General features: G+C 74.0%; 27 protein-coding genes. 17 read left to right on the forward strand and 10 right to left on the reverse strand.

From position 1 onward, the window contains the following. Window positions 1–127: 127 nt before the first annotated feature. From J4709_RS14645 to J4709_RS14660, 4 genes are all read left to right on the forward strand, one after another. Entirely contained in the window at window positions 128–784 is a 657-nt protein-coding gene (locus tag J4709_RS14645; RefSeq protein ID WP_208241023.1) for a response regulator transcription factor, read from the forward strand. A gap of 2 nt (window positions 785–786) precedes the next feature. Further along, entirely contained in the window at window positions 787–2,013 is a 1,227-nt protein-coding gene (locus J4709_RS14650; RefSeq protein ID WP_208241090.1) for a sensor histidine kinase, read from the forward strand. A 108-nt stretch (window positions 2,014–2,121) separates the two neighbouring features. Next, window positions 2,122–4,890, forward strand: a complete 2,769-nt coding sequence (locus J4709_RS14655; RefSeq protein WP_208241024.1) for a tetratricopeptide repeat protein — start codon at window positions 2,122–2,124, stop codon at window positions 4,888–4,890. Between the two features lie 344 nt (window positions 4,891–5,234). After that, the gene (locus J4709_RS14660; protein WP_208241025.1) at window positions 5,235–6,086 is read left to right on the forward strand and encodes a phosphotransferase; all 852 of its coding nucleotides are present in this window, start codon (window positions 5,235–5,237) and stop codon (window positions 6,084–6,086) included. Here J4709_RS14660 and J4709_RS14665 read toward each other — a convergent pair. Continuing rightward, window positions 5,985–6,752 carry a nucleotidyl cyclase domain-containing protein gene (locus tag J4709_RS14665; protein WP_208241026.1) on the reverse strand — a complete coding sequence of 256 codons (768 nt, stop codon included), beginning with the start codon at window positions 6,750–6,752 and terminating at the stop codon, window positions 5,985–5,987. The two genes, J4709_RS14660 and J4709_RS14665, sit on opposite strands and share 102 nt — an antisense overlap. Before the next feature lie 285 nt (window positions 6,753–7,037). Between J4709_RS14665 and J4709_RS14670 the strand changes: the two genes are divergently transcribed. The 3 genes from J4709_RS14670 to J4709_RS14680 all read left to right on the forward strand — a co-directional run bounded on the left by J4709_RS14670 (window position 7,038) and on the right by J4709_RS14680 (window position 9,165). Continuing rightward, window positions 7,038–7,622 carry a papain-like cysteine protease family protein gene (locus tag J4709_RS14670; RefSeq protein ID WP_208241027.1) on the forward strand — a complete coding sequence of 195 codons (585 nt, stop codon included), beginning with the start codon at window positions 7,038–7,040 and terminating at the stop codon, window positions 7,620–7,622. Window position 7,623: 1 nt separating this feature from the next. Further along, window positions 7,624–8,433 carry a hypothetical protein gene (locus J4709_RS14675; protein WP_208241028.1) on the forward strand — a complete coding sequence of 270 codons (810 nt, stop codon included), beginning with the start codon at window positions 7,624–7,626 and terminating at the stop codon, window positions 8,431–8,433. Window positions 8,434–8,550: 117 nt separating this feature from the next. Continuing rightward, on the forward strand, window positions 8,551–9,165 hold the full coding sequence (locus tag J4709_RS14680; protein WP_208241029.1) for a hypothetical protein: 615 nt from the start codon (window positions 8,551–8,553) through the stop codon (window positions 9,163–9,165). Here the strand turns inward: J4709_RS14680 and J4709_RS14685 are convergent. Beyond that, entirely contained in the window at window positions 9,087–10,076 is a 990-nt protein-coding gene (locus J4709_RS14685) for a LysR family transcriptional regulator (protein WP_208241030.1), read from the reverse strand. The two genes, J4709_RS14680 and J4709_RS14685, sit on opposite strands and share 79 nt — an antisense overlap. A 104-nt stretch (window positions 10,077–10,180) precedes the next feature. Next, window positions 10,181–11,137, reverse strand: a complete 957-nt coding sequence (locus tag J4709_RS14690; RefSeq protein ID WP_307801240.1) for a helix-turn-helix domain-containing protein — start codon at window positions 11,135–11,137, stop codon at window positions 10,181–10,183. A gap of 240 nt (window positions 11,138–11,377) precedes the next feature. On the opposite strand from J4709_RS14690, the gene J4709_RS14695 reads away from it, so the two are divergent. Genes J4709_RS14695 through J4709_RS14715 form a run of 5 tightly spaced genes read left to right on the forward strand, consistent with a single transcriptional unit; the run spans window position 11,378 to window position 15,317 of the window. Continuing rightward, the gene (locus J4709_RS14695; RefSeq protein WP_208241031.1) at window positions 11,378–12,709 is read left to right on the forward strand and encodes an ATP-binding protein; all 1,332 of its coding nucleotides are present in this window, start codon (window positions 11,378–11,380) and stop codon (window positions 12,707–12,709) included. Beyond that, window positions 12,706–13,140, forward strand: a complete 435-nt coding sequence (locus J4709_RS14700) for a roadblock/LC7 domain-containing protein (protein WP_232383457.1) — start codon at window positions 12,706–12,708, stop codon at window positions 13,138–13,140. The genes J4709_RS14695 and J4709_RS14700 overlap by 4 nt, the downstream gene beginning before the upstream one ends. Further along, window positions 13,137–13,493, forward strand: coding sequence for a DUF742 domain-containing protein (locus J4709_RS14705; RefSeq protein ID WP_208241032.1), 357 nt, complete (start codon window positions 13,137–13,139; stop codon window positions 13,491–13,493). The genes J4709_RS14700 and J4709_RS14705 overlap by 4 nt, the downstream gene beginning before the upstream one ends. After that, window positions 13,471–14,085, forward strand: coding sequence for a GTP-binding protein (locus J4709_RS14710; protein WP_208241033.1), 615 nt, complete (start codon window positions 13,471–13,473; stop codon window positions 14,083–14,085). Before J4709_RS14705 ends, J4709_RS14710 begins: the two co-directional genes overlap by 23 nt. Beyond that, a complete protein-coding gene (locus J4709_RS14715) occupies window positions 14,082–15,317 on the forward strand; it encodes a cytochrome P450 (RefSeq protein WP_232383458.1) in 1,236 nt (411 codons plus the stop codon). The genes J4709_RS14710 and J4709_RS14715 overlap by 4 nt, the downstream gene beginning before the upstream one ends. Here J4709_RS14715 and J4709_RS14720 read toward each other — a convergent pair. Together J4709_RS14720 and J4709_RS14725 are read right to left on the reverse strand one after the other, a co-directional pair. Then, a complete protein-coding gene (locus tag J4709_RS14720; protein WP_208241034.1) occupies window positions 15,271–16,701 on the reverse strand; it encodes an SPFH domain-containing protein in 1,431 nt (476 codons plus the stop codon). The two genes, J4709_RS14715 and J4709_RS14720, sit on opposite strands and share 47 nt — an antisense overlap. Continuing rightward, window positions 16,698–17,984, reverse strand: coding sequence for an ADP-ribosylglycohydrolase family protein (locus J4709_RS14725; protein ID WP_208241035.1), 1,287 nt, complete (start codon window positions 17,982–17,984; stop codon window positions 16,698–16,700). Before J4709_RS14725 ends, J4709_RS14720 begins: the two co-directional genes overlap by 4 nt. A gap of 63 nt (window positions 17,985–18,047) precedes the next feature. Here J4709_RS14725 and J4709_RS14730 point away from each other — a divergent pair, with 63 nt between their 5' ends. Next, window positions 18,048–19,841 (forward strand): bifunctional copper resistance protein CopD/cytochrome c oxidase assembly protein, encoded by a 1,794-nt coding sequence (locus tag J4709_RS14730; RefSeq protein ID WP_232383520.1) that lies wholly within the window; start codon window positions 18,048–18,050, stop codon window positions 19,839–19,841. Here the strand turns inward: J4709_RS14730 and J4709_RS14735 are convergent. Continuing rightward, on the reverse strand, window positions 19,795–20,715 hold the full coding sequence (locus tag J4709_RS14735; RefSeq protein ID WP_208241037.1) for an NADP-dependent oxidoreductase: 921 nt from the start codon (window positions 20,713–20,715) through the stop codon (window positions 19,795–19,797). The two genes, J4709_RS14730 and J4709_RS14735, sit on opposite strands and share 47 nt — an antisense overlap. Before the next feature lie 102 nt (window positions 20,716–20,817). On the opposite strand from J4709_RS14735, the gene J4709_RS54715 reads away from it, so the two are divergent. The 3 genes from J4709_RS54715 to trxA are packed head-to-tail and all read left to right on the forward strand — an operon-like array spanning window position 20,818 to window position 21,981. Then, window positions 20,818–21,267, forward strand: coding sequence for a winged helix-turn-helix transcriptional regulator (locus J4709_RS54715; protein ID WP_208241038.1), 450 nt, complete (start codon window positions 20,818–20,820; stop codon window positions 21,265–21,267). Window positions 21,268–21,290: 23 nt separating this feature from the next. Beyond that, window positions 21,291–21,785, forward strand: a complete 495-nt coding sequence (locus J4709_RS14745; RefSeq protein ID WP_208241039.1) for a MerR family transcriptional regulator — start codon at window positions 21,291–21,293, stop codon at window positions 21,783–21,785. Next, window positions 21,667–21,981, forward strand: coding sequence for a thioredoxin (trxA, locus tag J4709_RS14750; protein WP_208241040.1), 315 nt, complete (start codon window positions 21,667–21,669; stop codon window positions 21,979–21,981). Before J4709_RS14745 ends, trxA begins: the two co-directional genes overlap by 119 nt. 51 nt (window positions 21,982–22,032) lie before the next feature. On the opposite strand, the gene secY is transcribed toward trxA, so the two are convergent. Both secY and J4709_RS14760 read right to left on the reverse strand, forming a co-directional pair. Beyond that, on the reverse strand, window positions 22,033–23,319 hold the full coding sequence (gene secY / locus J4709_RS14755; RefSeq protein WP_208241041.1) for a preprotein translocase subunit SecY: 1,287 nt from the start codon (window positions 23,317–23,319) through the stop codon (window positions 22,033–22,035). A gap of 142 nt (window positions 23,320–23,461) precedes the next feature. Beyond that, a complete protein-coding gene (locus J4709_RS14760) occupies window positions 23,462–23,884 on the reverse strand; it encodes a hypothetical protein (RefSeq protein WP_208241042.1) in 423 nt (140 codons plus the stop codon). A gap of 121 nt (window positions 23,885–24,005) precedes the next feature. Between J4709_RS14760 and J4709_RS14765 the strand changes: the two genes are divergently transcribed. After that, entirely contained in the window at window positions 24,006–24,158 is a 153-nt protein-coding gene (locus J4709_RS14765; protein WP_208241043.1) for a hypothetical protein, read from the forward strand. Window positions 24,159–24,185: 27 nt separating this feature from the next. Here the strand turns inward: J4709_RS14765 and J4709_RS14770 are convergent, their stop codons facing one another. Together J4709_RS14770 and J4709_RS14775 are read right to left on the reverse strand one after the other, a co-directional pair. After that, window positions 24,186–25,175 carry a LysR family transcriptional regulator gene (locus J4709_RS14770; protein WP_208241044.1) on the reverse strand — a complete coding sequence of 330 codons (990 nt, stop codon included), beginning with the start codon at window positions 25,173–25,175 and terminating at the stop codon, window positions 24,186–24,188. 51 nt (window positions 25,176–25,226) lie between these two features. After that, window positions 25,227–25,949, reverse strand: coding sequence for a Crp/Fnr family transcriptional regulator (locus J4709_RS14775; protein ID WP_208241045.1), 723 nt, complete (start codon window positions 25,947–25,949; stop codon window positions 25,227–25,229). Between the last annotated feature and the right edge of the window lie 214 nt (window positions 25,950–26,163).

Raw genomic sequence — 26,163 nt, forward strand, 5'->3', positions numbered from 1 at the left:
GCCGGCCCGACGGGGAGCGATGCAACCCGGCCCCGCGTTTCCCCACCGTTTCCGTCCGTCCCGGACTTACGGCGAGGAAACACACGGCCCGGCACGATCAGCGGACGGAACCGGCGGAGGGAACGGCATGCGGGTGCTGGTGGTGGAGGACGAGCGGCTCCTCGCGGACGCGATCGCCGAATGGCTGCGCGACGAGGCGCACGCCGTCGACCTCGCGCACGACGGGGCGTCCGCCCTCGAACGCGCGGGCGTCAACGACTACGACGTCGTCGTGCTGGACCGGGACCTGCCCGCCGTCCACGGCGACGACGTCTGCCGGGAGCTGGTCGCGGCCGGCGCGGCGGCGCGGGTGCTGATGCTGACCGCCGCCGCCGAGGTCACCGACCGGGTCGCCGGGCTCGGCCTCGGCGCCGACGACTACCTCACCAAGCCGTTCGCGTTCCCCGAGCTCGCCGCCCGCGTCCTCGCGCTCGGCCGCCGGTCCCGGCCCGCCGCGCCGCCGGTGCTGCGCCGCGCGGGCATCACCCTCGACCCGGCGCGCCGCGAGGTGTTCCGCGACGGCCGCTACGTCCCACTCGCGCGCAAGGAGTTCGCCGTCCTGGCCGAACTGCTGCGCGCGGACGGCGCCGTCGTCTCCGCCGAGCAGCTGCTGGAGAAGGCGTGGGACGAGCACGCCGACCCGTTCACCGGCGCCGTCCGGCTCGCCGTCCTCAAGCTGCGCCGCAAGCTCGCCGACCCGCCCGTCATCGAGACCGTCAAGGGAGCGGGGTACCGGATCCCGTGAAGATGCCCACGCTCGGCAAACCGGGCCGGATCTCGCTGCGCGCCCGCCTCACGCTCACCTACGGCGGCCTGTTCTTCGTCGCGGGCCTGGTGCTGCTCGGCGCCACGTACGCGCTGTTCACCCAGCAGGTCGACCGGACCGGGACGCGGGTCCTCGCCCACGTCGACAAGCAGTCGTCCGCCCCCGGCGGGACCGTCCTGGAGGTGAACGGCAGGCCCCAGCGGGTCCCGGCCGGCGAGCGGCCCGACGACCTGGAGACGCTCGCCCGCAAGCAGCACGACGAGCTGCGCGCCGCCGCGACCGAGTCGCTCGTCACGCAGGGCTCCCTCGCGCTGCTGGTCGTCGGCGGCGCCGCCGCGGGCTTCGGCTGGCTGATCGCCGGCCGCGTCCTCGCGCCGCTGCACCGGGTGACCGAGACCGCGCGGCGGATCGCCCGCGCGCCCGCCGCCGACCGCGTCCTGCACGAGCGCATCGCGCTGCGCGGCCCGCACGACGAGGTCAAGGAGCTCGCCGACACCTTCGACACGATGGTCGAGCGGCTCGACCGGTCCTTCGACGGGCAGCGCCGCTTCGTCGCCAACGCCTCCCACGAGCTGCGCACCCCGCTGACGCTCGGCCGCGCGCTCGTCGAGGTCGCGATGCACCGCAAGGCCGCGTCCCCGGACGTGCTGCGCCTCGGCGAGGACCTCCTGCAGATCACCTCCCGGCACGAGCGGCTGATCGGCGGCCTGCTGCTCCTCGCCCGCTCCGAGAACGAGATCACCGGCCGCGCCCCCGTCGACCTCGCGGACGTCGTCGCGCACGTCGCCGCCCGGACCGCGCCCGAGGCCGCGGACGCCGGCATCACCGTCACCACCGACCCCGGCGAGGCCATGACCGGCGGCGACGCGCTGCTCCTCGAACGCGTCGTGGAGAACCTGGTCGAGAACGGCATCCGGCACAACTCCGGCGACGGCGGCTGGGTGCGCGTCACCACCGCCGCCCGCGACGGCCGCGCCGTCCTGGAGGTCGTCAACTCCGGCCCGCCCGTCCCGCCCTACGAGGTGCCCGGCCTCTTCGAGCCGTTCCGCCGCCTCGACGCCGACCGCGTCGCCACCGCCAAGGGCGCCGGCCTCGGCCTGTCCATCGTCCAGTCGATCGTCCGCGCCCACGACGGCGACGTGACCGCCCGCCCCCGCCCCGAAGGCGGGCTCGCCGTGACCGTCGCCCTCCCCGCCGCCCCGCCCTGACGCGTCCCACTCCGGCCACGCCCGGCCGATCTGTGCACTAATGCCTGGTTCAGCGGAACCGGCGCGGGTTACCGTGAACGCGGGTCGATCTCAGCGCGGGGGCCCGGCATGACGACCGAACTCGGCGGCGCCAGCATCGAGGGCGACCTCGTCTCCGGCGACAAGATCGTCCACGTGCGCCCCGTCCCCGAGGCCGAGCCGCCGCCCCGCCAGCTCCCCCCGGACGTCCCCGGCTTCACCGGCCGCCGCGAGATCCTCGCCGACCTCGACCGGCTCGTCGCGGGCCAGGGCACCACCCCCGTGATCATCGCGCTCTCCGGTATGCCGGGCATCGGGAAGACGGCCCTCGCCGTGCACTGGGCGCACCTGCGGTCCGGCCGCTTCCCCGACGGCCAGCTCTTCATCGACCTGCGCGGCTACTCCAAACGCGGCGCCCTCTCACCCCGCGAGGCCCTCGGGCAGGCGCTGCGGACCCTCCGCGTCCCGGTCAGCCGGCTGCCGGCCGACGAGGACGAGCTCGCCGCCGTCTACCGGTCGCGGCTCGCCGGCCGCCGCGTCCTCATCGTCCTCGACGACGCGGCGAGCGCCCAGCAGGTCTACCCGCTGCTGCCCGGCACCCCGTCCTGCGTCGTGGTGGTGACGGCCCGCCGCACGCTCGCCGGGCTGGTGGCCCGGTACGGCGCCCGGGCGACCACGCTCGACCTGCTTCGCGACGCCGAGGCGCTCGACCTCATCGGCGAGGTCGCGGGCCCCGAGCGGGCGCGGCGGGAACCGAAGGCCGCGGCGGAGCTCGTCCGCATCTGCGCCCGCCTCCCCCTCGCGCTCCGCGTCGCCGCCGCGAACCTCGCCACCCGCCCCCAGCAGACCGTCGCCGAGACCGTCGACGCGCTCTCCGACGGCGACCGGCTGTCGAAGCTCGCGCTGAGCGAGGACCCGCGCGAGGCCGTCGGCGCCACCTTCGACCTCTCCTACCGCAGCCTCGACACCGAGACCCGCCGGACGTTCCGGCTCCTCGGCCTCGTGGAGGGGCCCAACGTCGCCCCCGAGGCGGTCGGGGCGCTGCTCGGCACCACCCCCGAGGCCGCCCGGCGCCTGCTCGACCAGCTGGAGACCGCCGGGCTCGTCCAGTCGATCGGACGCGGCCGCCACCGCCTGCACGAACTGCTGCGCGAGTACGCGCACGGGCGCGCCCAGCACGAGGACTCCGCCATCGTGCGGGAGGCGGCCGTCCAGCGGTTCGCGACCTGGTACCTCACCGCCGCCCAGCAGGCGGGACGGTTCCTCGACCGGTACCGCCGGACGATCCGGCAGGAGCTCACCGCCCCGCCGGTGAACCCCGACCCCGCCGAACGCGCCCGCCACCTCGACTGGTTCGCGCTCGAACAGCCGAACCTCACCGAGATCACCCGGCAGGTCGCCCGGCTGCACTGGGACCAGCTCACCTGGGAGCTCGCCGACGCCGTCCACGACTTCTACGAGCTGCGCCGCTACTGCCACGAGAACCTGGAGGCCCACCGCCTCGGCCTCGCGGCCGCCGAACGCGCCGGGAACACGCCCGCCTGCTTCTTCATGCACCACCACCTGTCGGTGACGCACCGCGAACTCGGGCAGGCGCAGGAGGCGCTCACCGAGGCCGAACGCGCGCTCGCGCTGAGCATCCGGCTGGGCGACCGCTACGGCGAGGCCGCCGTCCGCGACAACATGGCCCGCACGCACGTCCAGCTCAGCAACTACAAGACCGCCCTGGAACTGGGCAAACAGGCGCTCGCCATGCGCCGGGAGATCAGCGACCGGCACGCGGAGGCCGCCACCCTCGACACCCTCGCCCGCGGCTACCGGGGCCTCAGCGAGTACCACAAGGGCTACGAGTGCGCCGCGGACGCCCTCCAGATCCGCAAGGAGATCGGCGATCTGCGCGGCGAGGCCGAGACCCTCGACTACATGGCCCGGATCTACTACGCGCGGGGCCGGCTCGCCGAATCGCTCGAATCGACCGCGCGGGCGCTGCGGATCCGCAAGGAGATCGGCGACCGGCACGGCGAGGGCGAGACGCTCGCCTTCCTCGGCTACCTCAACATGCGGATCGGCCACCACCTCCAGGCCCGCGAGCACGCCGAGCAGGCGCTGGCGATCCGCCGGCAGATCAACGACCGGCAGGGCGAGGGCCAGGCGCTGGTCTACCTGTCCACCATCCGGCGCCGGCTCGGACGCCACGAGGAGGCCGTCCAGGCGGGCCTCGAGGCGCTCGACATCGTCCAGGAACTGGGCGACCGGCACCAGGAGGCGGAGGCGCTGGAGACCCTCAGCCGCTGCTACCGGCGGATGCGCGAGTACCGGCAGGCGCGCCTTGACGCCGAGCGCGCGCTCGCCGTCCGCCGCGAGATCGGCGACCGGCACGGCGAGGCCAACACCCTCAACGCCCTCGGCCTGATCGACCTCAACGACGGCCGCCTCGCCCGCGCCTGCACGTCCGCCAAGCGCTCCCTCCGGCTCTGCCACGTCATCGGCGACAAGCGCGGGATCGCCAGCTCGCTCGACCTGCTCAGCAAGGTCTACCTGAAGATGGGACGGGCCGAGAAGGCCCTGAGCACCGCGTCCCGCTCCCTGCGGCTGGGAATGGAGATCGACCACCAGTACGGCCAGGCGGTCACGCTGCGCGCGCTCGGCGAGATCCTCTGGCGCCTCGGCCGGCTGCCGGACGCCATCGCCACCGTCGAGCGCGCCAGGGAGACCGCAATGCGGATCGGCGACGAGCACGGCGCCGTCAAGACCCTCGAACTCCAGGCGAGGATCTACCAGGACGCCGGCGACCCCGCCCTGTCCCAGGCGACCCAGGCCGAAGCCGACACCCTGTCCGCCCGCCTCGCGACGGTTTGATGAAGCCCGGCCGTCCTTTGCGAGATTGATTAACCGACTCGTGACACTCGTTAATCGGTACTTCATCCGGCGACAACGCACCGTGTGGTGCAATAGCGGCTTGGGCCTGCGTACGGCCCGGTAATTATCGCCAAGGATGTACCTTGCCCGAGCCCAATGACCGGTTCATCGTATGTCGTGAGATTCTCAGACGGCATTACGGCCACCGGAGTCCCGATTTCTTAGGCGCACCGCGCCGCCACTACAGCCTGCACTACACCTACCGGCAGGACGATCTGCGGTACGTGGCGTCGAAGGTGCGCAGGGAACACGGCAGGGTCCCATTCTCCCGCCAGTTCGCCATCATGCAGGCGCTTGCGCGGACCGAGGCGCGGACGGTGGTCCGGCCTCCGCTCCAGCCGGGGCGGCGGAACGGGCGGTGCTGGGTGGACGGCCCGGTGAACCGGTGGTTCGTCCGGTCCTACACCGAGCACGACCGCGCGCCGGATTGGTCGTCCTCGGCGCTGATCGCGGACGCGGCCGAGAAACTCTCCCTCATTCATCGCAATGCACTCACAATCGACGCGCAAGTGCTGAAAATACCCGCCCGCCGCCTGAGGCCCTACGAATGGGGGCTCGCGGACACGCTCGAGCGCGTGGACGCCCTCGTCCGCGACATGGAGGCGAGACGGCGCGCCCCGCAGCACATCGCCCTGTTCCGCCGCGAGATGGACCGTCTGCACGGGCAGCGGCCGGGGCTGGACCTGGGCCGGGAGGGTCTCACCCACCATGATCTGCGGCCGGAGAACCTGCTCGTGCGGGACGGGCGGGTCGTGGAGATCGTCGACTGGGACCGGGCGCACCGGGACGTCCAGTGGTACGACGTGACGCTGGCCGCGCTGCATCTGGCCTACCTCCAGCCCGTCGAACCGCGGTGGGATCTGGCCGAGCTGTTCATGGACGCCTACCGCGACGCCTCCGGGACGCGTCTCAGCACGGAGGCGACGGACTGGCTGCTGAGGTACACGGCGGTCCGGAACCTCGCGGTGTCCCGCTCGCCCGACAAATGGGACCGCCTGGTGAAGGGCATCGCGCAGTGGCGGGGCGCGGCGCCCTCACTCCTCGTAGACGATCTTGTCGCCGGCGATCAGGTCGCCGTGCACGGTGATGTCGCCGTGGAAGACGGTGGAGCGGTCGAGGCGGCGGGGGTCGGCTGACGGCGGCGCGGCCGACGGCTCCGGGACGGCCGGGGCGCGGGTGGCGCGGCTCAGGTACATCCAGGCTTCGGTGCTGGTCTCTTTCACCTTGACCTCGACGCGCTCGAAGGCGGCGGGGTCGATGGGGCCGTGCAGGTGCGCGACGAAGCCGTCGTGCACGAACGGCGAGACGATGAGGCCCAGGTCGGCGCCGGTGCGGGCGAGGGCGTCCTTGAGGACGGGGGCTTCGAGGAGGCGGGCGGCGTGGATGATGGCGCCGCCGCTGACGCCCTCGGCGTCGGCGCTGATGGGGCCGACGTGCAGGGCGACGCGCAGCTGGACGCGGACGGCGGCGCCGGCGCGGTGGTTGTGCAGCCGGAGGGCCGTCGCCAGCCGGTCGGCCAGCGGGTCGATGAGCGAGGCGGTCGGCACGGCCGGCGAGACGATGACGAGGGCGCCGTCGCCGCGGTCCTCGCGGTAGTGGTCGGCGTCCGTGACGCCGGAGGCCTCCAGCGCGGCCAGCAGGATGCCGTAGGTGACCTGGCGGACGACCCGGCGGTCCTCGTCGTCGCGGGCGGGGTCGCCGAAGCCGGCGACGTCGCAGAAGAGGACGGAGCAGATCAGGCCGGACCAGGTCGCGGGCGTCCGGAGGGGCTCGACGGGTCCTTGCGCGGCGGATCCTTCCACGGTTCGAGTGAACGCGTCCGGGCGGCGGTTGTCCATGCCCTGTGACGCGGAACGTCCAGCGCCTGCCTGACCTGGGCGGACCTCGTCGTTCGCACGGATATATCCGGAAGTTATGACCTGTTGGCATTTCCCCCGGTTTTGGGCGAATGAGACTGTAATCGCGTTGCTTCGGCCTCGCGCACGGCAGTCCCCGTCCGGACAAATCCACCCCGGCACCGGATGGGAATTGCAAGCTCCCCGTGCGCGAGGCGCTCTTCGGCACGCCGGGAGAAAAGGCGGAAGCGAATGAGAACGCGTACCCGGGGCGCCCGGGCACGATGGCGGCTCGCGTGCGGGGCCGCCGCCGTCGCGGCGGGCACCCTCACCGCCGCGACCGGCACCGGAGCCGCCGCGGCCGGCGAGCTCCCCATCACCCAGCAGGTGCAGCAGCAGGACCAGTGGTGCTGGGCCGCCAGCGGGCTGACGATCGCCAAGTACTTCGGCGTCGGCAACGTCAGCCAGAACGACTTCTGCAACCTCGCACGCGGCTACCCGCAGGGCGGTTACTGCCCCAACCAGGCCGGCCAGCTCGAATGGGACCAGCGCGCGTTCCAGTCGCTCGGCCTGAACCCGGGCTACGTCAGCGGGCCCCTCTCGTTCCAGGGCGTGGAAGGGGAGATCGACGGGCAGCGGCCCGTCCAGACCGGCATCTACTGGTCGGCGGGCGGCGGGCACTCCCAGGTCATCTACGGCTACGACCCGAGCAGCCAGACGATCTCCTACGGCGACCCGTGGCCGTCCAGCCCCCGGTACTCGGAAATGGACTACAGCAGTTACGTCAGCAATTACCAGTTCCAGTGGGGCCAGGCTCTCTCGGGGATCGGTGGTTGACATGCGCGCATCACGGAAACTCGCCGCGGGAGCGGTGACCGCCGGACTCGGCGTCACGATGTTCGCGGGCACCGGGACGGCGCTCGCCGCCGGACCGGACCCGTCCCCGGCGGACACGGCCGCCGCCGCGAAGACCGCCGCCGCTCCGGCCGCCACGGAGCGGCTCGCGGCCTTCTTCGTCCACCTCGACCAGCACCAGCACGGGAAGCTGACGAACCAGGCCGTCAGCAAGGCCGCCAAGGCGGCGAAGGCGCCCGCGCTGGACGGCGCGGTCCGGCCCGTCTACACGCTGAACCCGGCGTTCGTGCAGGGGCGCAAGGACGCGTCCGTCGCGACGTTCGCCTACCTCGCGGTCGGCGCGCACTCGGCGACCGGCCAGCACGCCACGATGTGGCTGACCAGGCAGGGCCAGGGCTGGAAGGTCATGAACGTGATCTCCGGCACCGACGAGTCCGCCTACCCGGCGCGCGCCGACGGCGGCACGGTGTTCACCGAGCCGCAGATCAACGCCTGGTACCGGCTCAAGGGCGGCCGGGTCACCGGCCTGAACTCCACCGCCACGACGTCGGTCGGGCAACGCGGCGTGACGGTGGCGGCGTACCGGAACCTGGTTCGCACCCGGTACGCCGACAAACTTCCCGGATCGTCCTACCAGCGGACCGGGAGGCTCGGCGGCTACACGCCCCGCACGGGCGTCGGGAAACAGGGCGGCGGGGGCGCGGCGCCGCTCCTGTCCGCCCTCGGCGCCGGCGGCGCGCTGGCCGCGGCGGCCGGCATCGTCGCGGCCCGCCGCAGGCGCGTCCCGAGGTAGCCGCCGGACGCGGGCTCCCGTCCCCCTCCTGGGGCCCGCGGCTCGGGGCGTGTCCCGCGGACCGGCGACGGTCCGCGGGACGCGCCCTGTTGCGGGCCTTAGTAGCCTGTGCGACCCATGGCGTACGGAATCATCTTGCTGCCGGCGGACCCCGGCCCTCTGACGCGGCTGTCCGCCGAGACCGCCCGGCTCGGCGACCCGATCATGCGACTGGGCGCCGGCGCGCCGCCCCACGTCAGCGTGGTGCACGCGGAGGTGTCGGCGGAGACGGCCATGGCCCTGTGGACCGAGCTCACGGCTCACCACCGGATGGATCTCGCGCTGCGGTTCGCCGGTCTGATGTTCGCCCCGATCGCTCCGGGCGACCCGTACGTCCCGGAGGGCGGTGTCTACTGCGGGCTGGAGTGCGTGCGCTCCGCGGCTCTGCTCGAACTCCACGAGGCCGCGCGTTCCTGGCTGGACGCCGCCCAAGCGCCGATGCTCAGCCCGTCCGGGACGCGGTTCCGCCCTCATCTGACCCTGAATGTGCTGCGCGCCGCACCGAGCGGCGCCGTTCCGCTGCCCGGCCCGCTGTTCGGCACCGACATGCGGTTCCGCGCGGCGCTGGGCCGTCTCGGTCCTTACGGCACCTTTCCGGAGATCGTGGCGACCGTTCAGCCCGGCGCAGCGCCGCAGGACCAGGCGGGGAGGGCCGGGTGGGCTTCGGGGTGCTCGTCCCACCACTCGCCGTAGACGCGCTGCGCCCGGACGAGCTCCATGTAGACGTCGCCGAAGACGCCGCGCAGCCGCGCCGCCGCGTCCTCCGCCTCCGGCCGCCACACCAGCACGACCCGCTGGGCGAGCGGGTCGCCGGTGATCCGCCGGAACGCCATGCCGTCGCGGGGCGCCGCCGTCGGCTGGTAGATGCCGACCGCCCGCCCGGACCGGATCAGCGACGAGGAGATCTGCCAGTCGGTCGCCCAGAACCGCACGCGCGGCTGGAACCCGGCGCCGGCGCAGGCCGCGCGGAAGTAGGCGGGCCACGGGCCGTCGTCCAGCGGGTCGTCGATCCAGTCCTGGTCGGCCAGCTCGCCGAGCCCGACGGTCCGGCCGGCGGCCAGCGGGCTCGCCGCCGACATCCCGACCAGCGCCGGCTCGCGCTCCACCAGCACCAGCCGCCGCAGCCCCTCCGGGACGGGACGGTCGTGCCCGGCCGGCTCCTGGAACAGCCCGATGTCGAGGGCGCCGGACGCCAGCAGCGCCGGGATCCGGCCGCCGCCCGGGTCGACGCGCAGGTGCAGCCGCGCGGACGCGGCCAGCTCGCCGAGGTGGTCGCTCAGCCGGGTCAGCGCCGGGCACGCCTGCACCCCGACCCGCAGCGACGGCGCCGACGCCGGGTCGCGGCGGTGCGCCAGCGCCGCGTTCAGGTCGTCGATGCAGGCCAGCGCCGCGCGCGCCCGCGTCGCGACCTCCGCGCCGACCGGCGTCGGCAGCACCCCCTCGGGGGAGCGGACGAACAGCTGCACGCCGAGATGGCCCTCGACGCGGCGCAGCATCGTGCTGACGGCGGGCTGGGTGAGCCCGAGCCGGGCGGCGGCCTTGCTGATGCTGCCGGTCGCCGCGACGGCCTCGATCATCCTGAGGTGGTGGGGGCCGAGGTCCACGCGCGCACGCTCCTACCCGCGTCTGCCCCGTCCGACGAAGTCAGCCGAATGGTAACCCCGGGCGGCGCGCGGGTGAATGGAAACGCGTGCCAATCCGCTTGCCCTCAGTGCGCGGCGTGCCGCAGCTCGCGCGGGCTCACCCCGAACCGGCGGCGGAACGCGGTGCTGAGCGCGCTGGCCGAGGAGAACCCGGCGGCGTGCGCGAGGTCGGTGATGGTGACGTCGCGGTCCTGCGGGTTGCGCAGCCGGTCCCGGACGAGCCGGAGCCGCTCCTCGCGGATCAGCTCGCGCGGCGTCGTCCCGGCGTGCTGGAGGGCGAGCTGGACCTGGCGCAGCGACCAGCCGAGGTCCTGCGCCATCGCGGCGCCGGTGAGGCCGGGCTCGGTGGCGTGCTCGCGGACGTAGCGGCGCACGACGGCCTCGACCTCGGCGAGGTGGCCGGGCGCGGCGGGCCGCTGCCGGCCGGCGACGATCACGCAGAGCAGCTCGGTGATCCGGTCGCAGGCGGCGTCGAACTGGGCGGCGCTGAGGGCGCGGCGCTCCTCGCCGACGGCGCGCACCATGTCGGCGACGACGCGGCCGAGGCCGGCGGACAGGTCGAGGCCGGTGGCGACCGGGGACGGGCGGCGCAGCCGGCGGTCCATCTCGCGCGCCGGGATCGTCATGACGAACGCGCGGGCGGGGCCGCCGCGCCGGCCCCCGTCCTTCGGGCGCGGGGCCGTGGGACCGTTCCCGGGCGCGAGGCTGATCCGGAACGGCTCGGCGAGCGTGACGAGGCCGCCGGTGCCGGGGCGCAGCCGCGCCTCGCGGCCGTTCTGGACGAGGGTCAGTTCGCCGTCGAGGGGCAGCAGGAAGCGGTAGCCGTCGGTGCGCTCGCGGCGGGCCTGCCCGGCGGTGCGGACGCAGTCGATCTGCTCCGGCCAGTGCAGGGCGAGCCGGTAGGCGCCGTCGTCCACCCCTGCCCTTCCGCCGTGCCGTACCAGGGCGGACGGCGCCGGAGCAGGCGTCGGGGACACGCTGGTCACCGGGGCGGCCCGCCGGACCGAGGGTAGTACGATCACCGCCGCCAAATCACCTGAACACGCCGGAAAGTAACGCGTATCGGACTACCGGTGATCATGGCATGCGTCCCGCGGCAAGTTCTCTGCGCGCGCGCACAAGCGCCCCCGCGCCGCCCCGGCCTACGGTCACGACACCGCGGCACGTCACACCCTGGGAAGACGCCGCCCGCACCCACCCCCCGACCGGCCACAAGGCGGGCCCCACCGGCCAGCCCGGCACCCCCTGCGCACGAGGATCAGATGGAGCAAACCCTGTTGGCGGCGGCGCTCGCCGTCGTGGCCGCCGCCGGCGTCGCCGCCGCGGTCCTGCTCGCGCGCCAGCGGCGGCTGACCGCCGAACTCCGCGACCAGAACGCCGTCCTCGCCGCCGGCGTCGAGCTGCGCGACAAGGAACTGCGGCACCTCGCCGCCGTCCGGCTGCCCGAACTGATGGACTCCCTCCACAACCCGGGCATGCGCGTCGCCGGCCCCCTGCACGACCTCACCCGCAAGGCGCCCGCCTACGGGCAGTCCCTGCAGACCGTCATGGACCTGTTCGCCGGGTCCGCCGACCAGGTCAGGGCGCGCGCCGACCAGTCCGCCAAGGCGACTCTGCGCGCGATGATGCGCGCCGTGCAGAGCCTCGCCAACGAGCAGCAGCTCGCGATCTCCACCATGCAGGACCGCCACGACGACCCCGAGGTCCTCGACGGCCTGCTGCGCATCGACCACATGAACGCCCAGCTCGGCCGGCGCGCGCAGGCCACCGCCGTGCTGTGCGGGTCCTGGCCGGGCCAGCAGCGCTCGGCGTCCTCCATGACCGACGTGGTGCGCGGCGCGACCTCCCGCATCCGCGACTACCTGCGGATCAACCTCGAGGGGCCGGTGAACACGGCGATCACCAGCCGGGCCGTCGAACCGGTCGTGCTGACGCTCGCCGAACTGCTCGACAACGCCGCCCGGCACTCGCGCCCCGACACCGCCGTCGAGGTCAACTTCCGCACCGCGCACAACGGCGTCGCCATCACCATCGACGACGCGGGCGTCGCGATGGACGCCGAGGAGCTGCAGCGCGCCACCGAGCTGCTGTCCGGCGAGGCATCGGCGGACGTGCACCGGCTCGGCGACCCGCCCCGCGTCGGGTTCGCCGTCGCCGGCGTCCTCGCCGCCCGGTACGGGTTCACCGTGTCCGTCGACTCCCGCTCCCCCTACGGCGGCGTCCGCGCGGTCGTGTTCGTGCCGAGCGCGCTGCTCGCCGACGTCCCCGACGACCCGCGGGCCCGGCCCGCCGCGTCCGGAGCCGGGGCGGAGCGCGCGCGGTCCGCCGCCGCGCCGGACGCCCCGTCCACCGAGCACGGGCTGCCCAAGCGCAGCCGCGTCGCGGTCGCCGACCGCACCCCCGAACCGGACGAGCCGGACACGGCGGACGCGCCCGCGCCGGCCGCCTGGGCCGAGCCGGCGCGTCCCGCGCGCGAGACCGCGGCGGGACTCGGCGCCTGGCAGCGCGGCACCCGGTCCGGCCGCGCGGGCACGCCGCCCGCCGGCACTCCGGTGCCCCCGCCGGGCGTTGAAGGAAAGGACCTGCGGCCATGAACGAGGGGTGGAACGGCGCGATGGACGACGGCACGAACCGGCTCGGGTGGATGCTCGACGACGCACTGCGGATGCCGGAGACGCGGTACGCGATCCTGCTGTCGGCCGACGGGCTGCTGATGGCCCACTCGGAGCGGATCGGCCGCGACGACGCCGAACGGCAGGCGGCCGGCATGTCCGGGCTGCAGTCGCTGGCCCGCAGCACCGCCGAGTTCTGCGGCGACGCGGGCACGACGTGGCGGCAGACCGTCAGCGAGTTCGACGACGGGTACGTGTTCCTCGTCGCGGCGGGGCCGGGCGCCTACCTGGCGGTGTCGGCGACGCAGCACGTGGACATGGAGACGGTGTCGTTCCGGCTCCAGGAGCTGGTGCAGCGGCTGGGCAAGGAGCTGACCAGCCCGCCCCGACCGGGCGCGGACACCCGCGCATGAGCCGCCGCCGCAACGAGCGGGCGCTGGTCCGCCCGCACGTCGTCACCGGCGGCCGGGCGCACCCGTCCCGCAACGTGTTCGACCTGGTGACGCTGGTGATCTCGGCCGGCGACCTGCCCCGTACCGGGCTGTCCCCCGAGAAGCTGCGGATCGTCGAGCTGTGCCGGGGCGGCGCGCTGTCGGTCGCGGAGATCGCCGGGCACCTGTCGCTGCCCGTCGGGGTGACCAAGGTGCTGCTGTCCGACCTGGTCGACAGCGGCCACCTCACCACGCGGGCGCCGGCGCCGGCCGCCAGGCCGTCCCGCACCCGGCTCCTTCAGGAGGTGCTCGATGGACTCCGCGCCAGCCTCTGACACGCGCGTGGCGGGCGGCGGGCCCTACCTGCGCGAGACCGTCCGGACCGCCGTGAAGATCCTCATCGTGGGGCACTTCGCGGTCGGCAAGACCACCTACGTCGGGACGCTCTCGGAGATCCGGCCGCTGCGCACCGAGGAGCGGATGACGCAGGCCGGCGCCTCCGTCGACGACCTCGCCGGCGTCCGGGACAAGACGACGACCACCGTCGCGATGGACTTCGGCCGGCTGACGCTGAGCGACGACCTCGTCCTGTACCTGTTCGGCGCGCCCGGCCAGCAGCGCTTCACCCGGCTCTGGAACGACCTGGCGCGCGGCGCCCTCGGCGCGCTGATCCTGGTGGACACCGCGCGGCTGCAGGAGTCGTTCGCCGTCATGGACATCGTGGAGAAGCAGGGCCTGCCGTACGCGGTGGCGGTCAACCGGTTCGACGGGTCGCCGGAGTTCCCCGACGCCGAGGTGCGCGAGGCGCTCGACCTCGCCCCGTCGACGCCGCTGGTCACCTGCGACGCGCGGGACCGGGCGTCGTCCACGCACGCGCTGATCGCCCTCGTCGACCACCTGCTCACCGCAGGCCAGGAGGCTCCGTGACCGTCGACCAGACCCGCCCCATCGACGACGCCGACGGCAGCGCCGGCGGCGGCGCGCCCGAGCCCGGGCGGCTCTACGGCCCGGAGTTCGCCGCCGACCCCGGCCGCGTCTACGCCGCGCTGCGCGCGCACGGCGACCTCGCGCCCGTCGAGCTGTCGCCCGGCATCCCGGCGACGCTCGTCATCGGCTACGACGCGGCGCTGGAGGTCATGCGCGACCCCGGCCGGTTCCCGCGCGACGCGACCCGCTGGCAGCAGGGCGTCCCCGCCGACTGTCCCGTCCTGCCGCTGCTGATGTACCGGCCGAACACGCTGTCGGCCAACGGCCCGGTGCACGCCCGGCTCCGGTCGGTCATCACCGACAGCGTCGCCCGGGTCGACACCGGGGCGCTGCGCGGCCACGTCGAGGCGGCCGCGTCCCGGCTCGTCGACGCGTTCGCCGCCGACGGCGAGGCCGACCTCATCGGCCAGTACGCGCGGGTCCTGCCGCTGGTGGTGTTCAACGAGCTGTTCGGCTGCCCCGCCGAGATCGGCGACCGGCTCGTCCAGGGGATGAGCGGCATCTTCGACGGGACGTCCGCCGAGGAGGCCAACGCGGTGCTGCACCGCGCGACCCGCGACCTGGTCGCGCACAAGCGCGCGAACCCGGGCGCGGACATGGCGTCCTGGATGATCGGCCATCCGGCGGACCTCGACGACGACGAGATGGCCGAGCAGATCGCGCTGCTGCTCGGCGCCGGCACCGAGCCCGAGCAGAACCTCATCGCCAACGGGCTGCGGCTGCTGCTGTCCGACGACCGGTTCGGCGGCGACCTGTCCGGCGGCAGCCTCCCCGTCGAGGACGCCCTCGACGAGGTCCTCTGGACCGACCCGCCGATGGCGAACTTCGGCGCCACGTTCCCGCGCCAGGACGTCCACTTCCGCGGCCGCGTCCTGCCCGCCGACCAGCCCGTCGTCATCTCCTACGCCGCCGCCAACACCGACCCGTCGCGCACCGCGGCCGGACGGGTCGGCAACCGCGCGCACCTGGCGTTCGCCGCCGGGCCGCACACCTGCCCCGTGAAGGGGCACGCGCGGCTCCTCGCGTCCGCCGCGATCGAGACGCTCCTCGACCGGCTGCCCGACATGGAACTGGCCGTCCCGGTGGACGAGCTGGAGTGGCGGCCCGGCCCGTTCCACCGGGCGCTCACCGCGCTGCCGGTCCGCTTCCCCCCGCAGGCGCCCCGCCCGTAGCGGACGGGGCGTCGGCGGTGGCGGCGCGCAGGGCGCCGATCACCGCGGTGAGCTGCGTCAGCAGGCCCGCGACGCTCGTCTGGTCGGCGCCGTTGACGGTCACGGTGCGCAGCTCGTCCGGCTTCGGCAGCCGCTCCAGGATGTCGGGCAGCCGGGTGATGAGCCGCGCCTGGATCGCCGCGGGCGTCTGCCCGTTGTCCAGCGCGGCGCGGGCCCGGTCGCGCTCCAGGCCGAGCAGCGCCGTCTCGTGCTGGGACCGCGCCCGCGTCTCCTGGACCGCCAGCTCGCCCTCGATCCGCAGCAGGGTCAGCTCGTGGTCGCGCTCGATCCGCAGCCGGCCCGTCTCGGCCTCCTCCGCGTGCCGCTCCCGCTCCATCCGCAGCGCGTGCCGGGTCGTCTCGGTCTCCAGCTCGGCGACCTCGCGGGCGTCGTCGTGCTCGCGGCGGGTCCGGCGCTGCTTCTCGGCCGCCTCGGTGTCGAACCGCCGCGCCTCGTTGCGCGACCGCAGCTCCGCCAGCTCCCGCTCGTGCTCCAGCCGCTGCGTCTCCTTCACCCGCTCGGCCGCCATCTCGCGCTGCGCGACGGCCTCCTCCGCCTCCAGCTCCGCCAGCCGCGCGATCCGGCCCTGCTCGGCCCGGTACGGCTTCTGCAGGTTCTCCCACAGCCGCGACGAGCTGACCACGGCCTCCTTGATCTGCACGGTGACGATCCGCAGCCCGAGCCCCCGGTCGCTGTGGTCCTCGCCCTCGGCGACCGCGCGCAGCCGCGCCGTCAGCTCCTCGATGATCGGCTGCTTGTCGCTCAGCACGTCCCGCACGCCCATGCTGGAGACCTTGTCCTTGATCGCCGCTTCCGCCTGCTCGCGCAGCTGCAGGTTCACCACCCGCATCGGGTCCTGCGCGTCGCCGAAGTCGAGCTTGCGGTAGGCGGTCGCGAAGTCCTGGACGATCCACTGGACGTATCCCTGGACGAGCACGCCCTGCAGCTCGTTGCAGATGCAGTACGCGTTGATCAGGATCGTCTGCGTCGCGCCCGGCACCACCAGGAACGAGTCCGTGGACGGGTTGAACCGGAACGACACCCCGAGCCCGATGTGCAGCGGCTCCGCGCGCCCCCGGCGGGTGTGCACGACGAAGGCGTTCGGCGGGACCAGCACGTTCTTCCAGCGCCAGAAGCCCTTGATGCGCACCTCGACCGGGCCCGTCTCGGCGGACTCGGCGGGCGCGGCGCCGAGCGCGCGGTCCCGCTTGGCCAGCGGCCCAGGCGGCGGCACCGCGCCGGGCGGCGCCGGGGCCGACCTGCGCGACCTCAGGTCGTCCTCCAAGACGGCCTGCTGCGCGACGACCTTCTCCAGATAGGTGTTGCCACCGTCGTTGGCGCTCATCGTCCCCTCACCGGATATCCGTAGGCGTCCTTCGGCGGGTTCGGGCCGAACTCGTCGGCGCACGAATCCGCGAGCATCCGCACCCCGTCGGCGACCTCCACGTCCGCCCGCCAGCGGGCCGGGAGCGCCTCGGCCCCGTACCGGGCGCCGACGAGGTTCCCGCAGATGGAGCCGGTGGAGTCGCTGTCGCCCGAATGGTTGACGGCCAGCAGCAGCCGGCGCGCCGCCGCGTTCTCAACGCCCTCGGCGTCCTCGGCGGGCATCGGGACGAGCGCCGCGTACACGCCGATGGCGAGCGCCTCCTCGCCGGTCCAGCCCGCGCCGAGCGACTCCACCCGCTCGGGCGCCGGCGGCCCGCCGCGCTCCGCCAGCTCCACGGCGGCGTCGAGGGCGGCGGACGTCTCGCCGTGCCCGCCCTGGCGTTCGAGGATCTCGCGGGCGATGCCGAGCGCCTCCGGCAGGTCGCCGCCGCGCAGCAGGACCCACACGGTCGCGGCGAGCACCCCCGCCGGGAGGTGGCCGCTCGGATGGCCGTGCGTGAGCGCCGCGGCGTCGCGGCCGATGTTGAACGCGGTCTCGGCGCCCCTGAGCGGCGGGAAGCCGCACGGCGCCGCCCGCACCACCCCGGCGCAGCCCTTGGAGTCGTTGATCGGCTCGGCGGTCGTCCCGAGCGGCCAGCCGGGCCGCCGGCGCGCGGCGGCCTTGTGCAGGGCGGCGATCGTGGTGCGTCCCGGCCCCCGGCGCGCCATCACCGCCGAGTGCGGCCACGGGATCCGGTACATGCCCATGATCCCCTGGTCGGGGATCCGCTCCCCCTGGCCCGTCAGCCAGGTCAGGTACGCCTCCTGGAGCATGCCCATCGTCGCGCCGCCGATCCCCCGGTCCCGCGCCCGGAAGAAGCTCTCGACCAGCGCCTGCGCCGTGAACATCGCCAGCTGGGTGTCGTCGGTGACCGCGCCGCGCCCGAAGCGCTCGTCGACGAAGCCGGTCACACCGTCCCGGCCGTGCCGGGCCCGGATCTGGCCGAGCGCCAGACCCTCCACGGGCGCGCCGAGCGCGTCACCGATCGCACCGCCGAGCAGGCACGCATGCAGCCGCTCCGGATCGGCGTACCCCCAGAAACGCGGCGGTGGAGGAGGCTCGGGCGGCGGGCCGGACGTCAGCAGCTCGGGCGGCAGCGGCGGCAGCGGCGACCATCCGGGCGGCGGCGTCCCGGGAGGCGGCGGAGGGACCGGCGGCTCGGGGGGCGGCGGAGGGACCGGCGGCTCGGGCGGCGGCGGCATGGCGGACACTTTAGTGCGCGGTGAACCTTGCGCCCCGGTACATGCGTATCTCCCGCCGTGGCAATGCGACCGCGGCAGGCGCCCGCAACCGACCGGCCGGTCCTCGTGACGGCGGCGCTCGCGGTGTCCCTGCTCGTCCTCGCGCTGGTCGTGCGGCTCGGCGGCTCGCTCGGCGCCGCCGCCGCGCCCGGGCTGTCGGAGGCCGGCGCGCTGACCGAGACCGGCCTCACCGTCGCCAAGCTCGGCGTCAACATCGCGTCCACCGTGACGGTCGGCTGGCTGCTGGCCGCGGCCGTGTACGTCCCGGCGGCGGACGCGGCGAGCCGGTGCCTGCGGGCGGCGTCGCTGAGCGCGCAGGCCTGGGCGCTGTGCACGCTCGCGCTCGCGGCGTTCAGCGTGTCCGACCTGTTCGGGGTCGGGCTCGCCGGGATCACCCGCGGCATGCTGCGGACGTTCCTCCTCGACCTGCCGCAGGGCCGCGCGCTCGTCCTCGTCTTCGGGATCGCCGCCGCGCTCTGGTGGGCCGCGCGGCTGCGCGCCGCCGCCGGATACCTGCTGCTCGGCGCGCTCGCCGGGCTGATGCCGCCGCTGTTCACCGGCCACGCCGCGACCGGCTCCCACCACGCCCTCGCCGTCTACAGCCTCGCCGCCCACATCGCGGGCGCCTCGCTCTGGATCGGCGGGCTCGTGGCACTCGTCCTGCTCGCGCCCGACATCCGCGACCTGCTGCCCTCCGTCGTGGAGCGCTACAGCCGCCTCGCCCTCGTGGCGTTCGCCGTCGTCGGGACGAGCGGCGCGGTGAACGCGTGGGTGCGGCTCGGCGGCCTGCACCTCGGATCCCGCTACGGCGCGCTCGTGGCGGCGAAGGCCGTCGCGCTCGCCGCCCTCGGCGCCATGGGCTGGTGGCACCGCCGCAATACGATCCCCTCGCTGGCATCGGCGACCCGGCCGTTCGTGCGGCTCGGGTCAGCCGAGATCGTCGTGATGGCCGCGACGATGGCGCTGGCCACCGGCCTGTCACGGACGCCGCCGCCCGAGGTCGCGCCCGGCACCATCGACGCCGTGGCGCTGCGGCTCGGCTTCCCGCTGCCCGGCCCCGCCGACTTCGCCGCCTATATGACGCACTGGTGGATGGACCCGTTGTTCCTGGTGCTCGTCCTCACCGGGGCCGTCCTGTACGGGGTCGGGGTGGCACGGGCTGGGCACTGGCCCGTTCGCCGTAGCGTCGCATGGGCCGCCGGGTTGAGCGTCCTACTGTTCGCCATGGGCAGCGGCATCGCCCGCTACAGCATGGTCCTGTTCAGCGCCCACGCCTTGCAGCACGTACTGGTCGGAGTGGTCGCGCCGATACTGCTTCTGTATGGGCGTCCCTTGCGCCTCGCGCCTGCGGATTCGCTGTTCGACGCCATCGCGTGCAGCCGTGGTGTGCGGTTCCTCAGGGAACCGGTCGTGTCCTCGGCGCTGTTCCTTGCGAGCCTCTACGCGTACTACGTCTCGCCCCTGTTCGGTGCGTCGCTCGCCAACCACGCGCTCCACTCACTGGCGATGGCATGCTTCCTCGGCATCGGCCTGGCCTTCTTCGGCAGCGTGCGCGTACCGCTCGTCCTGCCGCCGCTGCTGGCCGCCGCCGGGATCGTCCTCATGCTGGACGGGACCGTCCTCGGCGGCGGCTGGTACGAAGGACTCGGACGCCACTGGGGCGCCACTCCCCTGCACGACCAGCACGCGGGCGCCGCGATCCTGTGGGCCGCCGCGACGCCCGCCGCACTTTTCCACCTCGTCCGGCTCCGGCTCACGCGGCAGCTCGAGCTCACACGGCGAGGACGATCTTCCCCGCCACCCGTCCCGTCTCGCTGAGCGCGTGCGCCTTCGCCGCGTCCTCCAGCGGCAGCACCTCGTCGACCACGGCCCGCACCCCGGCTCCCGCGAGCTCCGCCAGATCGGCGCCGGACGGCGCGAACCCGAACCCGGTGAACCGCAGGCCCGCCTCGTCCGCCAGCCGCCGCACCTCCGTCCGGTCGGGGCCGGTGCCGCGCACGTCGACGAGCAGCCCGCCGGGCTTCAGCGTCCGCAGCGACCGGGGCCCGTAGTCGCCGGCGATCGGGTCCAGGACCACGTCGACGTCCCGGACGGCCTCCGCGAAGTCCTCCACCGTGTAGTCGACCAGCTCATCGGCGCCGAGCCCGCGCAGGAACGCGTGCTTGGCGGCCCGCGCCGTGCCGATCACGTACGCGCCGCGCGCCTTCGCGATCTGCACGGCCAGGTGACCGACCCCGCCCCCCGCGGCGTGCACGAGCACCCGCTGCCCCGCGCTCACCCCGGCGACCCGGACGAGCGGCTGCCACGCCGTCAGCGCGGCGGTCGGCAGCGCCGCCGCGTGCACGAGGTCCAGCCCGTCCGGCACGTGCGCGAGCCGCTCCTGCGGAACCGCGACGAACTCGGCGTACGAACCGTCCGGCGGGGCCGTGTTGCCGAACACCGCGTCCCCCGGCCGGAACCCGGACACCCCGCCGCCGACGGCCTCGACCACGCCCGCCACGTCCAGCCCGAGCGTGAACGGCGGCTCCCCGAACCTGCGCACGGCCCCCGAACGGATCTTCCAGTCCGCCGGGTTCACCCCGGCCGCCGCGACCCGGACCAGCACCTCGCCCGGCCCCGCTTCCGGCCGCGGGACCTCGGCGACCTCCAGCACGTCCGGACCGCCCCACGCCCGCTGGATCACAGCACGCATCTCCGACACCCTCTCCCGCGGCCACCCGACCGCACGGCGTCCATGCTGGAGGAGATAGGTATCCATTGTGAAGAAGGCACCTGTTTGATATCCAGGTACCTTATGGATACCACCCCCGCCGACCGCTGGCCCCTCACCAGCCGGCGCGACTGCCCGTCCCGCACGGTCATCGAGGTCCTCGCCAACAAGTGGACGCTCTACGTGCTCGCCGCCCTCCGCCACAGCGATGGCCCGATGCGCTTCAACGAGATGCGCCGCGCCCTCGACGGCATCACCCAGAAGATGCTCACCCAGACCCTGCGCGCCCTCGAACGCGACGGCCTGGTCAGCCGCGCCGTCTACCCGACCGTCCCGCCGCGCGTCGAGTACGCCCTCACCCCGCTCGGCACCGAGGCCGGCCGCCTCACCGGCGCCATCGCGGACTGGGCCGTCGCGCACGTGCCCGACATCTTCACCGCCCGGGAGTCGTTCGACTCCCGCCCCGAGCCCGCGCCGCTCGATCTTGACGCGCCGCTTGACCTTGACGCGCACGTCAAGGCTTACGGTCGCTGACGGCCACCGAAGGAGGGTCTGCGATGCTGATCGGCGAGCTGGCCGAACGCGCCGGCGTCAGCACCCGCACGCTGCGCTTCTACGAGCAGCAGGGGCTGATCACCGCGCGCCGCGCGCCCAACGGCTACCGCCAGTACGACGAGTCCGACCTGCGGCTCGTCGCGCAGATCCGGTCGCTGCTCGCGGCGGGCTTCACGCTGGAGGACACCCGCCCGTTCATCGACTGCCTGCGCTCCGGCCACGCCACCGGCGACGCGTGCCCCGAGCCGGTCGCGGTCTACCGCCGCAAGCTCGCCGAGATCGACGCCGAGATCCGCACCCTCGTCCGGCGCCGTGCCGACGTGGCCGCCCAACTCGCCCGGGCCTGCCCGGGCTGCACCGTCCCCCAGGAGGCGACGAATGATCACGGTGACCAGCGCGACCTTCGACGAGCGGGTGCTGAACGCCCCGGGCCCCGTCCTGGTCGACTTCTGGGCCGACTGGTGCCCGCCGTGCAAGATGATCGCGCCGATCCTTGAGCAGCTCGACGCCGAACTCGGCGACCGCCTCACCATCGCCTCGCTCAACGGCGACGAGAACCCCGACATCGCCGCCCGCTACGGCGTCCTCGGCTTCCCCACGCTGACCCTCTACAAGGACGGCGAGGTCGTCCACCAGATGGTCGGCGCCAAGCCGAAGCGCCACCTGCTCGCCGCCCTCACCCCGCACCTGTGACCCACCGGCCCGGCCGCCGCCGGGACACCTCGTCCCGGCGGCGGACCGCGGTCAGGCGAGGAACCCTTCGTAGTTGTGCTGCTGGAGCCGGCTCTCGATCTGCTTGACGGTGTCCAGCGCGACGCCGACCGCGATGAGGATCGTCGTCCCGCCGAACGGGAACTGGTCCCCGACGTCCAGGAGCGCGAGCGCCGCCATCGGGATGAGCGCGACGAGCCCCAGGTAGAGCGCCCCGGGCGCGGTGACGCGGGTCAGGACGTGGTCGAGGTACTCGGCGGTCGGACGTCCCGGCCGGATGCCGGGCACGAACCCGCCGTACTTCTGCATGTTCCCGGCGACCTCCGCCGGGTTGAAGGTGATCGCCACATAGAAGTAGGTGAAGAACACGATGAGCGCGAAGAACGCGCTCATGTGCCACGGGTTCGTCTGGTCGAGGTAGGGCTGGACCCGCTGCAGCCACTTCGCGTCCGGCCACAGGCGCGTGGCCAGCGCCGGCAGGTACAGCAGCGACGAGGCGAAGATGACGGGGATGATCCCCGCCTGGTTCACCTTCAGCGGGAGGTAGGTCGAGGTGCCGCCGTAGACGCGGCGTCCGACCATCCGCTTGGCGTACTGCACCGGGATGCGCCGCTGCGCCTGCTCCACGAACACGATCCCGGCCATGATCGCGAGCCCGACGATGATCACGAGCGCGAACACGAACCCGCCCTTGGCCTGGTAGATGCCCCACAGCTGGCCGGGGAAGACCGCCACGACCTGCGTGAAGATCAGCACGGACATGCCGTTGCCGACGCCCCGCTCGGTGCCGAGCTCGCCGAGCCACATCGTGACGGCCGTCCCGGCGACCATGCACACGACCATCGTCGCGATCGGGAAGATCCCCTTGTCGCGCAGGATGCCGTCCGAGCCCTGGAAGAGCTGCCCGGCGGACGTCATCGCCACGACGCTCGCGCCCTGCAGGACCGCCAGCGCGACGGTGAGGTAGCGGGTGTACTGCGTGATCCTGGTGGTGCCGGTCTGCCCTTCCTTCTTCAGTGCCTCCAGCTTCGGGACGACCACCGTGAGCAGCTGCAGGATGATGCTCGCGGTGATGTAGGGGTAGATGCCGAGCGCGAAGACCGACAGCTTCAGCAGCGCGCCGCCGCTGAACAGGTCGAGCAGCCCGTACAGCTGGTTGCTCTTCTTCGCGGCGTCGGCGGCGGACTTCAACGCGGTGACGTCCACGTTCGGCATGGGCAGGTTCTGCCCGAGCCGGAACACGAGGACGACGAAAAGGGTGAACAGCAGTTTCTTGCGCAGTTCCGGGGTCCGGAACACGCGGGCGACCGCGGTCAGCACGCCGCGTCCGGACAGTGCGCGGGCAGGGCGAACCGGGCGAGCGCATGGCGCGCTCGCCGCATGGCGAAGCGGAAGATGACCGACCTCCGTACGGGGACGCCGCAGCGTCCGCAGGACTACTGCGGCCGATGACTGGTGAGCGTCAGGAACCCGTGCTGATGGGAGGCCCGCGCACCTGGACGGTGCCGGTGTGGACGGACGCCGGGACGGCCGTGCGCGACCGGGCGGCCGCGACGCGGACCCGCTGGAGCGCCAGGTCGGGAGCGGCGGACGGCAGAGCCGCGTGCGGGCTCTGCGTCTCGCCCGAGACGAACCCGAGCCGTTTCCACAGGTGGACGTCCGCCGCGGAGAACCGCGGCCAGGCGGGCGCGGAACGGCGGTCCCGGGCGGGCGAGGACGCCAGGCCCCGCGAGCCGGCGCCACTCGCGGCGGCGGCCGTCCCGATCCGGACGATCTCGACGGCCGCGGCGTTCGGGACGACGGACAGGGTGGCGGTCAGGGCGAAGCCGAAGAAGCCCGCCAGCAGCCTCACCAAACGGCGCTGCCGGGAGGTGCGGTCGTCCACACCGGCCTCCCCTCGCCGCCCGCCGCCCGTATCCCGCAACCGTACAACGCCGCGGGCGGCCCGGCCGCCGGATGCGGATCAGCGGGCGGCGGGGCTCGCAGCCGGCTTCGCGGCGGGCTTCGTGGCGGGCTGGAACTTGAAGGAGACGGCCTCCATCAGCGACTTGTGCAGCGTGTTCTGGAAGGCGGCGAGCCGCCACCGGCCGTCGGCGCCGCGGATGACGGTGTTGGTCTGGAGCTTCTTCAGCTTGCCGGCCGCCGACGACCTGCGCTGACCGCCGGCCGCCGCTCCGAGCGGCTGATCAGTCGTTGACGAGGCTCTCGACCCCGGCGGGCAGGCTTCCCGCCGCGCCCGCCTCCACGAGGAACATCATCAGAAGGTCCTGGAAGGCGCGCGCCGCATGCGTCAGGTCGACGTCCTTGCGGTGCGCCAGGGCGATGGTGCGGAGCAGGCCGGGCCCCTGATGGCCGCGCCGGGCCTCCTCGTCGGCCAGGACGAGCGGCGTCCCGCGCAGGCCGGGCCGTCCCGCGAGCACCATGCTCGGCACGACCGCGATCCCGAGACCCGCCTCGACGAACCGCAGGACGGCGTCCATCTCGCCGCCCTCGACCGCGAACCGCGGCTCGAACCCGGCGGCCCGGCACGCGCTGATCGTCGCCTCGCGCAGGTCGTAGCCCGAGCGGAACATCACCAGCGGACGGTTCCGCAGGTCCTCGATACGGAGATAGGAGCGGCGCGGCATCTGCACCGCCTTGGAGTCGCCGTCGTCGGTCCCCACTGGGGACGCCACGACCAGGTACTCGCGCAGTATCGGCGTGGTGTCCAGGGGCGGGTCGCCGTGCAGCGGCAGGATGACCAGGGCGAGATCGAGGGAACCTCGGGTCAGCTCCTTGACCAGGTCGCGCGAACCGCCCTCCTCCACCAGCAACTGGATGCCGGGATAGGCGTCGTGGAAGCGGCGCAATACGTCCGCGAGAAGGCCCGCGCATAGCGACGGTGTAGCGCCGAGCCGGACGCGCCCCCGGCGCAGCCCGGTCAGTTCCTGCACCTCCAGCCGCGCGGTGTCCACGTCGGCGAGGATGCGCTTGGCCAGCGGAAGCAGCGCCTCCCCCGCGGGCGTCAAGGTGATGTTCCCGCGCGCGCGGGAGAACAGCGGCGCGTTCAGCTCGGTCTCCAGCGCGCGGATCTGCTTGGACAGCGACGGCTGCGCCACACGCAGGAGTTCGGCGGCCTGCGTGAAATGGCGAACCTCAGCGACCGCGACGAAGTAGGCGAGCTGCTGTAACTGCATCCTGCACAGGGTACGGGCCCGCCGTACGGCCGTCCGCGACCGGCTTTGCCGTTAGCGCGCGTGCCTGCGCAGCGCCTGGATGTCGTGCACGATCAGGCGGCGCCGGCCCGTCTCGATCCAGCCGTGCCGCCGCAGCGTCCGCAGCGCCTTGCTGACCGCCTCCCGCGACGCGCCGACCCAGCCGGCCAGCTCCTCCTGCGACAGGTTCAGCGTGATCCGGACGCTCTGCCCGGCGCCGCGTCCCGCCGCACCCGCGCCCGCGCCGCCGCCCGCGCGGTCCTCGTAGGGCTGCCCGAACCGCTCCGCCAGCTCGACGAGGCGCTGCGCCACCCGTCCCGTCGCGTCGAACATGCCGAACTCGACGCGCTTGCGGTCCGCGTCGCGCCAGCGCTGGCACAGCATCCGCATGATGATGATGGACACCCGCCCGTGCGCCTGCAGGAACGCCATGAACTCCTCGGCCGTGACGGCGAGGGCCCGCGCCGGCTCCAGCGCGGCGACGGTCGCCGAGCGCGGCAGCCCGTCGATCGCGGCGACCTCCCCCAGCAGCGCGCCCGGCCCGCGCACCGCGAGCAGCGCCTCGCCGCCGTGCTCGCGGTAGGAGAACGCCTTCACCCGGCCGCTCAGCAGGACGGCCACCCAGCTGGACCGGTCGCCCTCGACGAACAGCGCGTCCCCCCGCGCGAAGTCGCGGACACGGCCGCGCGCTTCCAGGTCGCCGCGTTCCGCCGGGGTGAGCTCGGCGAGGAACGAACCCGGTTCGAGGGGGCTCATGCCCACCACGCTAAGGGGAACCCGGCGGCACGGGTCCCGGGGGACAATCACGAATTTGTCACGCGTTGTGTGCAATCTTCCCTATTCAGCCGAGCCCGACGGCGCCAAGGTTGATCGCGGCGTGTGCGGCCCCGGGGCCGCCAGCGCCCGGCTTGCGCGGAGGCACGGTGGACAGGGGCGCCGTGCCCCCGGCGGCGAGCACGGCGTTCTGGGG

Source organism: Actinomadura violacea (assembly GCF_017573465.1).
Classification (GTDB): domain Bacteria; phylum Actinomycetota; class Actinomycetes; order Streptosporangiales; family Streptosporangiaceae; genus Spirillospora; species Spirillospora violacea.